Below are 11725 nucleotides of genomic sequence, written 5' to 3'. Positions count from 1 at the left end.
TGCGAGGTGTACAATCACGTTGTCTACTACGGAACGCGTGCCATGAACCGGAACACTTCGCCCGCTTTGGAAGATGCCAAGGAAAGTGCTGATAAAGACACAATCGTCGCAGTAACGCGGGCATTACAGATCCTGGAAGCGTTTTCGGCCGACGACACCGCGCTCACGCTCGCTGAACTCAGTCGTCGTGTCGGCATGGGCAAATCAACCGTCTTGCGCACCGCGAGGACGCTCGCTCAATCCGAGTATCTGGTGCAAAGGGACGATGGCCAATGGCGACTCGGCGCTGCGGCGGGATGGCTCGGCGCACGCTATCAGGCCGCATTTCGCGTTAGCGAAACGGTCGAACCCGTGTTGCGACGCATCTCGTACGAGACTCGAGAGAGTGCCGCGTTTTACGTCCGGGAGGGCGACACGCGGGCCTGCCTGGTGCGCGTGGAAGGGCCCGGCGCGGTGCGACACCACGTGCGCGTAGGTGAAAGGCTGCCGTTGATTGGCGCCCCCGGCCGTGTGTTGCGGGCCTTTGCCGGTGAAATGGGCGAGCCCTACGAAACGATCCGCAAAGACGGCTATTTCATTTCTATGGGGGAACGCGAGCCAGAAGTTTCCAGCATTGCAGTTCCCGTGTTTGGCATTAACTGGACGCTGGCAGGCTCGCTTTGCATCTCTGGCCCGATCAGCCGCCTGACCCGCGACAAGCTGAGCGAATACGCCGAACTGATGCTGGCTGCGGGCCGCGAAATGTCTTATCTGATCTCCGGCTCCCGCGGGCAGACCGCGAAGCCATCCACTTGGCATCCTTGAGACAATGGTCCGGGAAAACTTCACTGATTTGCACAGTCGAGTGGGACTCGTCTTCCTTGAAGCCCATGTCGGCCATCGGCTGCAAAGCTGCCACTGGAACTACCCGCCTCAGTGGCAGAGACGGGGCAAGCGCCCTTGATTCCTTCGACTATTCATGCACGCCGTAGCCTGCAATCCTGGAAGCTGGCCGCGATGTGCGTTTGTCGATTCTCATCAAGGTAATGCGTAGGCTGGGCGTGCAGAGCAATCTCGACGCCGCGTTCCCAGATACCTTGCCGACGTCGCAAGCGTTAACGAAGCGACGGCAGCTACGAATGCGCGCGTACGTGAAAAAGATGCGGCTGTGGACGTCGCAGAAGGGTCGTGAATAGACGAACGACACTGACTCCGCACCGCAGCATTCCTACGGACACCAACCTCTCACGCAAGCGCTACGTAGGCTGCGCTCACGAGCCGTCGCCCTCGCGCTTCCGGGGCGACCGTCCAAAGGTGCCACTGGTGGAGTTGGTCCGGAGTTATATGCATCGCGATGTAGCGCCAAGTTTTCAAGACAGAATAACGGAGCTTCCCGCGAAAGCCGCTGCCAGGGGCGCGTGGTGGCACGATACGGCGACCGGAGCCTATTCTTCCGATGACAGAAGCCGGCTAACTTGCTCCCGGGCCGAGAAGAGACGGTCGTCAATGACGCTGTGACCTGCGGCTCGTAGACCGTTGCGGCGGTCGCGAACAGAAGCCCTGTCTCGCAAAAGAGGCTTGGTCGTGACCTTCGCCTGCCACGAACTCATTAGAGGCGTAATCATCGCCCGTCGCAAGTAATAGGTTTAACGAAAATACCAATCACCAAAACGGTAAAAGGTGCATTCTGGGTGCCAGGCTGCAGGGATGAGCAACACTTCGTCGCGCTTACCCGGGCTTATCCGGCTAACTGCGCACCGGTACGATGCTGAACCGCGAGACACCCTCGGTTGCAGCCATCTCGGCTGCCAGCGAAGCCGGCGAAATCGCACGCGCCTTGTCCGGCGCAACCAGGCTGACTCGCCACACTGCCTGGTTGTCGGCAAACGTGATGTTCAGGGTGTCGTGCAGCACGCGATAGCCGCGAGCCCTTGCCCTGTCGATCAGCAGATCCAAATCAGGCGCTTCTCCGGGTTGGAAAGTCAGCGACAGGTCAAGCGTCATACGGCCCGGAAGCCGGGCCTCCAGCCGATGCAGCAGGGACATCGACGCCACGCAGAGCACAGCGAGCAGCAACCCGGCGGCATAAAAGCCCACGCCCAGCAACACGCCTATGGCCGAGGCGGCCCAGATCGATGCCGCGGTCGTGAGGCCCCGGATAGTCATGCCGTCCTTCATGATGACCCCCGCGCAAAGGAAGCCGACGCCGGTGACGACCCCCTGTACGATACGGGTCGGGTCTGCCTGGGCGTGCGCTGCAGCACCGCCGTACCACAGCGCCGGGTAGCCGACGAACACCGTCAATGCCGTCGACGCCATGCACACGAGGCCATAAGTGCGCATGCCAGCGGCACGGCCGTTGTACGAGCGCTCGTAGCCAACCAGCATTCCCAGCAGCAACGCGCCCACCAGGTTCAATCCGATGAACGCGTTGGCAACGAGATAGCTACCGCTCCAATAGTGCTGCAGATCTCCAATCATGGGGTTTCGCGATCAGGATGCGAGCCAGGCATTCAGCGAGCGCAAGGTTTCCTCGCTGAGCTCGCCGGCCGCGGCGGCAAGACGCAGACGGCCAAGGAGGTAATCCAGGCGTGCCTGGACCACGTCAAGCTCGGCGGCGAACACGCGCTGCTGCGCGTCCAGCACGTCGGGTTCCGTACGGGTTCCCACGTCACGGCCAAGCGTCGTCGCCGCGAGCGCGCTACGCGCCGAAGTCAGCGACTGCTCGAGTGCGGCGACGCGCGACACGCCCGTTTTCACCGAGAGGAATCCGTCCTGCACCTGCAGGCGCACGTCGCGCCGGGCGGCGGCAAGCTCCTGCTCCGCCTGGCTCTTGCGCGCAATGGACTCCCGCTCGCGCGAATCCAGACCGCCGCCCGCGTAAAGCGGAATGTTGAGCTGCAGGCCGACCGTCGCGGTGCGGGTGTTGCTGGCTGCGATCCACGGAGCCAGGTTGCCGGATTGCCCTTGTGCGCCATAACGTGCTACCAGCGCGACGGTCGGGCGGCTGCTGACGCGGTACTTGTCGATCTCCGTCCCGGCAATGTCGAGCTCCGACTGCCGGGTCTTCACCAGGTAACTCTGCTCTTCACCCCTTGCCTGCCACGCCGCGAGATTGTCCGGCTCCGGCGGCCTCGGCACGAATTTTGGTGCCAGTGCGGTGAGCTGATCGGGCGGCATGCCGACCGTTTCCTGGAATCGAGTCCGTTGTTGCTCCAGCGCGGACTGCGCCGTGACTTCGCGACGGCGGCTAGGACATGCACGTGCTTGTACAGCATGATTAGCTCCTCAGGTCCTAGGCCAGTCTGGTTGCTGGATCTCTTCATAACCTGCGCTGGAGTAGGTCTCCAGTCGACGCGAGCCAGTATTTACGATGCCGGGGAAGGCCATTTGACATTTCGGGACCGCCAATTGATGCATTGGGACACCCCGGGAAACCCCCTGCCAAGGAGAGTGACTCCGGCTACGCCGCGTCATGCCGCATCCCGCCTTACGGACGACGGCATCGCTGCTGCGAGCACCGCATGAGCCGGGCGAGCGCGACCGTCATGGCGCGGCCGCGGCCGGATCGCAGGTCAAGCCGCAGCCTGCGCGGCGGCACGCTGGCGCTCGTAGACCTGCAGGTGGCAATAGGCCGTGCGGCTCAATGGCACCTCGTTCCCCTGGGCGGCGGCACGCCGGATCAGGTCGCCGACGATGGCGTCGGCTTCGATGCGCGGCGCGCCCTGCGCAATGTCCCGCATCATCGAAGCGGCCCAGGTCGAGGTGTCGTCCAGCAACCGGGACTGCATCGTGGCCACCACGGGTTCGGAAATGGCATGGCCGCACGCCCGCGCCACCGAGCGGCACTCGGCCATCGCATCGAGCATCAGCCGGCGGCCATCCTGGGTCTTCATGATGTCTCCCACCGAGCCGCGCATCAGGCATGTCATCACGGCGCCGGCCGCAATCATGGTCCACTTGTTCCACAGTTCCTGCTCGATGGCTCCCGAGACTTCGCGCGTCCCCGCCGCGCGCGACAGCAGCGCGTGCACTTCCGCAGCAATGGCCGATGCCTGGCCGGCGCGAGCCCCGACAATGAGGCGGTCCGCGCGGCCGGCGTGCAAGACGGTTCCATCCGCCGCCAGCGTGGCCGCGATATAGGCGACTCCACCAAGCACGCGCTGCCTGCCAAAGCACTGGTCGAGCGAGTCATAGGCGCCCATCCCGTTGAGCAACGGCAGCACCGCGGTGTCCCGGCCCACTGCCGGACTGACCGCCTGGATGGCATCGGCAAGGTCATAGGTCTTGCATGCCAGCAGGATGAGGTCGTACTGCGGGTATGCCTGGCCCGCCAGGACGGTCCTGACCGGGCGATGAAAGTCCCCCAGTTCGCTGCGTACCGCCAGCCCCTGGCGTTTCAGCGCCTGGGCGCGGCCGGGCCGCACCAGGAAGGTAACGTCCGCGCCCGCCTCGATCAGCCGCGCACCGTAGTAGCCGCCCATGGCGCCGGCACCGAGTACCAGAATCTTCATGGCGCCTCCCGTCTACGCATTGCCGCCAGGACGGCACTGCACCACCAGGTTGACGACGCCTGCCTGCACCGCTTCGTCGTGCTGGTTGAAGGTGGTGATGCGCACCTTGACGATGCCCTGGTCCGGACGGGACTTCGACGTGCGCACCTCGAGGATCTCGCTCTCGACACGCAGTACGTCGCCGGGCCGCACCGGCTTGGGCCAGCGCAGTTCCTCGAAGCCGGCGCCGATGATGCCGCCCGCGGGACGAAGTTCGCCGTCGACCAGCAGGCGCATGGTCAGCGCCGCCGTGTGCCAGCCGCTCGCGGCGAGGCCGCGGAACAGCGTGTCGCGGGCTGCGGCTTCATCGAGGTGGAAAGGCTGCGGGTCGAATTCAGCCGCGAAGGACTTGATCCGTTCGGGCTCGACGGTCAGGCGCCCCGAACCATATTTCTGGCCCGGCGCCAGATCCTCGATATATTGAATGTTCATGGTTTGCTCCTCCTGGTGGTGATTGCGCCGGTCCGGACGACCGGCGCGCGCGGGATGACGACGGACGGCTCAGGCCAGGGCCTCGAGCGCCAGTGCAATCCCTTGGCCTCCGCCGATGCACAGCGTGACGATGCCGCGCCGGATGCCGTCCGCGCGCATCGCATGCAGCAGGCGCGTGGCCAGCACCGCCCCGGTCGCACCGATCGGATGGCCGTGCGCGATCGCGCCGCCGTCGACATTGATAATGTCGTGGGGCAGGCCCAGTTCCGCCGCCACGGCCAGCGGCACCGCGGCAAAGGCTTCGTTGATCTCGATGCGCTCGATATCGCCCAGCGCCCAGCCGGCGCGCTGCAGCGCCTGCCGCACCGCCGGGACCGGCCCCAGGCCGAACATGCCGGGCTCCACGGCGCCCACCCCGTAGGCCGCGAGCCGGCCCAGCGGCTGCAGCCCGCGGGCTTCGGCCAGCGAACGTTCCGCCACGATCATGGCCGCGGCGCCGCTGTTGAGCCCGGGAGCATTGCCCGCGGTGATGGTGCCGTCCGGCCGGAACGCCGGCTTGAGCCGGCCGAGCGCCTCCAGGGTGGTATCGGGCCGGTTGGCTTCATCCACCTCGAAAGTCGTCGTACCGCCCTTGCCGTTGACGGCCACGCCGGCGATCTGGCCGGCGAAGCGGCCGTTCGCCTGCGCCCGTGCGAAATTGCGTTGCGAGCGTTCGGCCCAGCGATCCTGCGCCTCGCGGCTGAGCTCGTAGCGGGCGGCAAGATCCTCGGTATGCCATCCGGAATGCTCGCCCGAGAAGGCGTCATGCAGTCCGTCGTACAGCATGCTGTCACGGAGCACGGAATCGCCCATGCGCTGGCCCCAGCGCCCGGACGTCATCAGGTAAGGTGCACGGTCCATGTTTTCCATGCCACCCGCGACGGCGATGTCGACATAGCCGAGGCGCACCTCGTCGGCAGCCGTGGCGATTGCCTGCGCACCCGAGCCGCAGACGCGGTTCACGGTCATCGCCGGAACCGAAACCGGCAGCCCTGCCCCAATGGCAGCCTGCCGGGACGGGTTCATCCGGTTGCCGGCCTGGATGACGTTGCCGAACACCACGCTGCCGACTTCGCCGGGATCGATACCCGAACGTTCCACGCTGGCCCGGATTGCCGCGGCCCCGAGATCGGTCGCCGCAATGGACTTCAATGAGCCGTTGTAGGCGCCAATGGCGGTCCGCACCGGCTGACACAGCACGACATCTCTTGCATGCATTGCTCTTCTCCTGCCAACAAACCAAAGATCACTCGGCCACACGCGCTTCACTCGTGCCGCCATACGGCAAACGTCCGTTGCCCGCCTCCTGAAGATTGCAATACGAATTGCCTGCCCGGGCACACCCTACGCCGGTGTCACGCGGTCGCTCATTGCCGGCGTAGGCCAGCGTCACCCCGCCCGCGATCAGCGCGGCACACAACAAAGGTTTGAACAGAACGGCTTTCATCTTTGCTCCCAGATCAGTGGGCATCCGCCGAGGGGGCCTTCGGCGCCGCGACCTTGCGCATCAGTGGCACCATCGCCGTGGCGACGACGAAGCAGACCAGGATCACCAGGAACGCATCGCCGAAGGTCTGTGTCTGGGCCTCGCGCCAGGCCAGTCCCCACAGTTGTTTTAGGGCGGCCGTATGCGCGTCCAGGGCGTCGTGCCCGGCCGCGACGAACTGGTCGGTGAGCCCTTGCAGCACGCTGCCCATGGCTTCATTGCGGATGTTCAGGTGCTCCGCCTCGCGCAGGAAATGCATGTTGCCGCGGTCGTTGAGCACGGTCGCGCACGCCGCGATGCCGATGGCGCCGCCCAGGTTGCGCATCAGGTTGAACAGGCCGGACGCCAGCTTGAGCCGCTCCGGCGGCAGGCTGCCCAGCGTCAGGGTCACGGTGGGCGCCACGGCAAATTGCTGTGCCATGCCGCGCAGCGCCTGCGGCAGCAGCAGCTGCGCGGCGCCCCAGTCGTGGGTGATGGGCGCGAAGAACCACATCGACACCGCGAACATCGCCAGCCCGGCCATCATCAGCCAGCGCAGGTCGACGCGGTTGGCCAGAAAGGCATAGAGCGGGATCGAAGCCATCTGGAACACGCCGGTCGAGAACACGGCCAGCCCGATGTCCAGCGCGCTGAATCCGCGCACCCGCCCCAGGAACAGCGGCGTCAGGTAGATGGTGGCAAAGATGCCGATGCCGGTGACAAAGGAGAAGAAGCAGCCAAGCGCGAAGTTGCGATCCTTGAGCGCGCGCAGATCGACGATCGGGTTGGCATAGGTCAGCGTGCGCCAGATAAAGGCCACGCCCGAGACACCGGCAATCCACGCCGTCGTCAGGATCACGTCATCGTCGAACCAGTCCCAGCGCGGGCCTTCCTCCAGCGTGTATTCCAGGCAGCCCAGGAACAGCGCCATCATCGCAATGCCGAGATAGTCGGCGCCGCGCACCAGGGACCAGTTGGGCCGGTCGACCTTGACCAGCAGCGGCACCGCGATGGTGACGAAGATGCCCGGCATCAGGTTGATGAAGAACAGCCAGTGCCACGAGAAGTGGTCGGTAATCCAGCCGCCCACCGTGGGGCCGAGGGTTGGCGCCAGCGAAGCCAGCCCGCCGACGGTGGCCGCCGCGATCACGCGCTGCGGGCCGGCGAAGAATGCGAACGCCGTGGTGAACACCAGCGGGATCATCGAGCCGCCCAGGAACCCCTGCAACGCCCGGAACACGATCATGCTATGGATGTCCCACGCCACCCCGCACAGCAGGCTGGTCACGGTGAAGCCGGCCGCCGAGGCGGCGAACAGCCAGCGCGTCGACATCACGCGCGACAGCCAGCCGGACAGCGGAATGACGATGATCTCGGCGATCAGGTAGCTGGTCTGCACCCATACCGTTTCATCGGCGCCGGCCGAGAGCGCGCCGCCGATATCGCGCAGCGACGCGGAAACGATCTGGATATCCAGCAAGGCGATGAACATGCCCACGCACATGGTGCCGAAGGCGAGGACTTTGGCGCCGGTGGACATTGCGTCCGGCGACGTCGCCACGGTGGCCGCAGGGGTGCTCACGCTGGCCGTCGTCATCACTGCACCTGCGGCGTGGATCGCGTCGCGGGATGGGTATTGACCTGCGCGATGACCGACAGGCCCGGGCGCAACACTCCCAGCCGGGCGTCCTGGTCGTCGAGGCGAATCCGCACCGGTACGCGCTGGACGATCTTGGTGAAGTTGCCCGTGGCGTTTTCCGCCGGCAGGACGCTGAACTGCGCGCCGGTGGCGGGCGCCAGGCTCGCGACGCGGCCATGGAAAACGCGTCCGGGCAAAATATCGGCCTCCACTTCGACCGGCATACCGGGGCGCATGTGAGCCAGCTGCCCTTCCTTGAAGTTGGCGTCCACCCAAAGCCCGTTGGCCGGAACGATAGAAAGCAGCTGGCTGCCCGCGCCGGCAAAGGCGCCGACGCGTGCGCGGCGATTGCCGACGGTGCCGTCCACCGGGGCGCGCAGCTCCGTATAGCTCAGGTTGAGCTTCGCGATATCGCGCTCGGCGCTCGCCTGCAACAGCGCTGCCTCGGCCTGCTGCTTCTGCGTGCCGATGACATCCAGCTGGCGCTGGGCTGCCTGCAGCGCGGCGCGGGCCTTGTCGCCGTTGGCCTGCGCCTGCTGGTAATCCGAGTCGGCCTTCTGCGAGCTCTGGATCGAGACGGCCGCCTTGGCCACCAGGCTGGCATAGCGGAGCTGGTCGTCGCGCGCCCGCACCGTGTCGGCATTGGCCGCCGCGATGCCCGCCCTGGCCTGCGCGATGACCGCCTCCTGCAGCCGCGCCGTGGCATCGAGGTTGGCCAGCAGCGCCTTCTGCGCGGCCACGGCGCCTTCCGCCTTGGCCAGCGCGGCGCGATAGTCGCGGTCGTCAAGGCGCACCAGCACGTCGCCGGCGCGGACCGACTGGTTATCGGTCACCGCGACTTCGGCGATATAGCCGCCGACCTTGGCACCGATCACCGTGACATCGCCGCCGACGTAGGCATCGTCGGTACTTTGCAGGTAACGGCCCGATGTCCACCAGTGATGGCCATAGCCGACAGCCGCCAGACCCGCGACAGCCACGGCGGCTGCAACCAGCAAGTGTTTGGGACGGGTCCGGGATTTCGACTCGGGGACGGTGTCGGTACCGGCCCGATCAGTCAGCGTATCGCTACTCATGGCACTTCCTTTCTGCTCTCTGCTTGTTGCTACGGGGGCTGCACCGTGCCTTTGGTGGGAATGGAACGGAAAACCCGGCGGTGGGAAATTGCGAAGCGGCCTAGTGCTCGGCCGAGCGGGACAGGCGCCGGCGCACACCATCGCTGGCGGCCGGACCGGGCGCAATGTGGTAGTCCGCGCCGGTGACCGGGCTGCCGGTGGCAGGATCGACCAGCACGGGCTCCACCCGAGCGCCGGTGTGGCGGTTGGCCAGATGCACGCTTTCGCCTTCGGGCGCGAGATGCTTGTTGCCCCAGGCCAGCATGGCCAGCAGAACCTGGCGAAAATCGCGGCCGCGCTCGGTCAGGATGTATTCGGATCGCGGCGGCCGGTCGCAGTATTGGCGGCGTTCCAGCATCCCCTCCTCGACCAGCGAATTGAGCCGGCGGGTGAGCATGTTGGGAGCGATCGCCAGGTTCTGCTGAAACTCGTCAAAGCGGGTGACGCCATAGAACGCCTCGCGCAGGATCAGCACGCTCCAGCTGTCGGCAACGCGTGCCGCCGTGCGGGCGATAGGACACGGCAGTTCGGCAAGTGGCTTTTTGGGCATGAGCAGCGACCTCTGAAAATCTAGTTGCTTTCAATTTGAAAGTTAGTCTAGAGTAGTAACTATCGTTATGCAAGTTAGTTTTTCGTTTGCGCCGTATCCGCCGCTGTCAGGTCGTTGAAGGTCGCCGTTGAAAGGTGTCAGCCATGCCGCAAGATTCCTCCCGTTCCGTTCCCCCCTCCGTTTCCCGTGTTCGCGTGCGTTCCCCTGCGCAGCGCGCAGGTGCCGGTATCAGCCGCGCCGTGCCGCTGCTGCTGGCGGCAACGCTGGCCGCGTGCGCGGTGGGGCCTGACTACAAGACCCCGTCGTCGGACTTGCCCGCCGCCTACCCGCACGCTCCTGCCCTGGCAGCGCGTGAAGCCACCCGCGAAGCGCCGGCGCTGGACAGCTGGTGGCAGGGCTTTGACGACCCGGCGCTAACCCGGGTGATCCAGCGAGCGTTGGAACAGAACCTCGACCTGGCCGCCGCGATCGCGCGTGTCGACCAGGCCCGGGCGGTGGCTCGGCACGCCGGTGCCGCATTGCTGCCCGAAGGTTCGCTGTCAGGCAGCGTCAGCCGGCAACACCAGTCGCTGGAAGGACCGCCGGGCAGCCTTGCGAGGAACCGGCCGGGCTTTGACCGCAACAACACGCTGTACAGCGTTGGCGCCGGCGCGAGTTGGGAGATCGATGTAGCGGGCGGCCTGCGACGCGGTGCGGAGGCCGCCGGCGCGGAAGCACAGGCTGCGGAAGCCGAGCACCTGGGCGTGCGCGTGCTGGTGGCCGCGGAGGCCGCCGACGCGTACTTCCGCGTGCGCGGCGCTCAGCAGCGCATTGCGATCGCGCAGCAGCAGGTGCGGACCAATGCGCGGCTGCTGGAACTGGTGCAGTTCCGCCTTGCTGACGGCGTCGGCGCGGAACGTGAACGGGCCCAGGCCGAAGCCCAGCTCGCGCAGACTCGCGTGACCATCCCGCCGTTGCAAATCGAACTGGAGACGCAGCTGAACCGCCTCGACGTCTTGATGGGCGCGCATCCGGGCACCTACGCGGCCGAACTGCTCACCCCGGTCGAGCGCGCCACGGTGCCGCGGATTTCCGTGGCCCAAGGCCCCGCCAACCTGCTGCAGCGCCGCCCTGACGTGATGGCCGCCGAACGCCGGCTGGCGGCGTCCAGCGCCCGCATCGGCGTGGCCACCGCCGAGTACTACCCCAAGCTGTCGCTGGCGGCACTGCTCGGCTTCGAAAGCCTGGCCGCCGGCAAGCTGTTCACCGCCGCCGCGTTCCAGCCCGCCGCTGCGGCAGGGCTACGCTGGCGGCTGTTCGACTTCGGCCGGGTGGACGCCGAGGTGGCGCAGGCCAGGGGCGCCAACGCCGAGGCGCTGGCTGTCTATCGCAAGGCGATGCTGCGCGCCACCGAGGACGTGGAGAACGCGATCATCACCCTGACCCAGCTGGAATTGCAGAGCAAGGACCTTGCCACCGAAGTGGCTGCGCACGCCCGTGCGCGCGGCGCGGCCGAGGATGCCTACAAGGGCGGCGCCGTCAGCCTGTTCGAAGTGCTGGAGGAAGACCGCCTGCTGCTTGCCGCGCGCGATCAGCAGGCAAGAGTGCATGCCGACAACGCCCGCGCGGCGGTGGCAACCTTCCGTGCGCTGGGCGGCGGCTGGTAGCCTGCATGGCCGCTGACTTCAGCAGCGCGGCGCCATGATTGCCACAGTGCCCGCGGCCACGCGAAATCCCGCGCGCCGGCCGGGCCGGCTTGCTGTCTCAGCCCAGCCTGAGCTGCGCTTCCAGCCCGCCGCCTTCGCGATTGCGCAGCGTCAGCGAGCCACCGAGCGACAGCGCCAACTGGTGCGCAATGGCCAAGCCCAGCCCAGTTCCGCCAGTCTCGCGGTTGCGCGATGCCTCGAGCCGGACAAACGGCTGGACCACCGCTTCGAGCCCAGTCCGTACATGACGAGCGCGTACGACTACCTC

At 66.4% G+C, this 11725-nt stretch carries 11 protein-coding genes and 1 pseudogene; 2 read left to right on the top strand and 10 right to left on the bottom strand.

Features of this window, described 5'->3' with window-relative positions:
• Positions 1 to 42: 42 nt before the first annotated feature.
• A complete protein-coding gene (locus A3AG_RS0126855) occupies positions 43 to 804 on the top strand; it encodes an IclR family transcriptional regulator (RefSeq protein WP_018008381.1) in 762 nt (253 codons plus the stop codon).
• A gap of 921 nt (positions 805 to 1725) precedes the next feature.
• Here the strand turns inward: A3AG_RS0126855 and A3AG_RS0126850 are convergent.
• From A3AG_RS0126850 to A3AG_RS0126815, 9 genes are all read right to left on the bottom strand, one after another.
• Positions 1726 to 2460 (bottom strand): MgtC/SapB family protein, encoded by a 735-nt coding sequence (locus tag A3AG_RS0126850; protein WP_018008380.1) that lies wholly within the window; start codon positions 2458 to 2460, stop codon positions 1726 to 1728.
• Between the two features lie 12 nt (positions 2461 to 2472).
• Positions 2473 to 3159: a TolC family protein gene (locus A3AG_RS32070; protein WP_018008379.1), complete on the bottom strand. Its 687-nt coding sequence runs from the start codon at positions 3157 to 3159 to the stop codon at positions 2473 to 2475.
• A gap of 395 nt (positions 3160 to 3554) precedes the next feature.
• Positions 3555 to 4493, bottom strand: coding sequence for a ketopantoate reductase family protein (locus A3AG_RS0126840; protein WP_018008378.1), 939 nt, complete (start codon positions 4491 to 4493; stop codon positions 3555 to 3557).
• 12 nt (positions 4494 to 4505) lie between these two features.
• The gene (locus tag A3AG_RS0126835) at positions 4506 to 4964 is read right to left on the bottom strand and encodes a MaoC family dehydratase (RefSeq protein WP_018008377.1); all 459 of its coding nucleotides are present in this window, start codon (positions 4962 to 4964) and stop codon (positions 4506 to 4508) included.
• 69 nt (positions 4965 to 5033) lie between these two features.
• Positions 5034 to 6221: a thiolase family protein gene (locus A3AG_RS0126830; RefSeq protein WP_018008376.1), complete on the bottom strand. Its 1188-nt coding sequence runs from the start codon at positions 6219 to 6221 to the stop codon at positions 5034 to 5036.
• A 28-nt stretch (positions 6222 to 6249) separates the two neighbouring features.
• Complete coding sequence (locus A3AG_RS34115; RefSeq protein ID WP_145987519.1) at positions 6250 to 6450, bottom strand: hypothetical protein; 201 nt, start codon at positions 6448 to 6450, stop codon at positions 6250 to 6252.
• Between the two features lie 13 nt (positions 6451 to 6463).
• A complete protein-coding gene (locus tag A3AG_RS0126825; protein ID WP_018008375.1) occupies positions 6464 to 8065 on the bottom strand; it encodes a DHA2 family efflux MFS transporter permease subunit in 1602 nt (533 codons plus the stop codon).
• Complete coding sequence (locus A3AG_RS0126820) at positions 8065 to 9183, bottom strand: HlyD family secretion protein (RefSeq protein WP_018008374.1); 1119 nt, start codon at positions 9181 to 9183, stop codon at positions 8065 to 8067. Before A3AG_RS0126820 ends, A3AG_RS0126825 begins: the two co-directional genes overlap by 1 nt.
• Positions 9184 to 9283: 100 nt before the next feature.
• A complete protein-coding gene (locus A3AG_RS0126815) occupies positions 9284 to 9772 on the bottom strand; it encodes a winged helix-turn-helix transcriptional regulator (RefSeq protein WP_018008373.1) in 489 nt (162 codons plus the stop codon).
• Positions 9773 to 9966: 194 nt separating this feature from the next.
• On the opposite strand from A3AG_RS0126815, the gene A3AG_RS0126810 reads away from it, so the two are divergent.
• Positions 9967 to 11418, top strand: a complete 1452-nt coding sequence (locus A3AG_RS0126810) for an efflux transporter outer membrane subunit (protein ID WP_035849726.1) — start codon at positions 9967 to 9969, stop codon at positions 11416 to 11418.
• Positions 11419 to 11515: 97 nt separating this feature from the next.
• Here the strand turns inward: A3AG_RS0126810 and A3AG_RS33625 are convergent.
• Positions 11516 to 11689 (bottom strand): annotated as a pseudogene (locus A3AG_RS33625) (ATP-binding protein); the annotation flags it as partial.
• Between the last annotated feature and the right edge of the window lie 36 nt (positions 11690 to 11725).

The organism is Cupriavidus neocaledonicus (assembly GCF_000372525.1).
Classification (GTDB): domain Bacteria; phylum Pseudomonadota; class Gammaproteobacteria; order Burkholderiales; family Burkholderiaceae; genus Cupriavidus; species Cupriavidus neocaledonicus.
This window is presented reverse-complemented; position numbering and strand designations above follow the sequence as displayed.

Excerpts from the sequence above, each read along its gene's own strand:
- A3AG_RS0126855 (WP_018008381.1), top strand. The coding sequence starts at position 43 with ATGAACCGGAACACTTCGCCCGCTTTGGAAGATGCCAAGGAAAGTGCT.
- A3AG_RS0126850 (WP_018008380.1), bottom strand. The coding sequence starts at position 2,460 with ATGATTGGAGATCTGCAGCACTATTGGAGCGGTAGCTATCTCGTTGCC.
- A3AG_RS32070 (WP_018008379.1), bottom strand. The coding sequence starts at position 3,159 with ATGCCGCCCGATCAGCTCACCGCACTGGCACCAAAATTCGTGCCGAGG.
- A3AG_RS0126840 (WP_018008378.1), bottom strand. The coding sequence starts at position 4,493 with ATGAAGATTCTGGTACTCGGTGCCGGCGCCATGGGCGGCTACTACGGT.
- A3AG_RS0126835 (WP_018008377.1), bottom strand. The coding sequence starts at position 4,964 with ATGAACATTCAATATATCGAGGATCTGGCGCCGGGCCAGAAATATGGT.
- A3AG_RS0126830 (WP_018008376.1), bottom strand. The coding sequence starts at position 6,221 with ATGCATGCAAGAGATGTCGTGCTGTGTCAGCCGGTGCGGACCGCCATT.
- A3AG_RS34115 (WP_145987519.1), bottom strand. The coding sequence starts at position 6,450 with ATGAAAGCCGTTCTGTTCAAACCTTTGTTGTGTGCCGCGCTGATCGCG.
- A3AG_RS0126825 (WP_018008375.1), bottom strand. The coding sequence starts at position 8,065 with ATGACGACGGCCAGCGTGAGCACCCCTGCGGCCACCGTGGCGACGTCG.
- A3AG_RS0126820 (WP_018008374.1), bottom strand. The coding sequence starts at position 9,183 with ATGAGTAGCGATACGCTGACTGATCGGGCCGGTACCGACACCGTCCCC.
- A3AG_RS0126815 (WP_018008373.1), bottom strand. The coding sequence starts at position 9,772 with ATGCCCAAAAAGCCACTTGCCGAACTGCCGTGTCCTATCGCCCGCACG.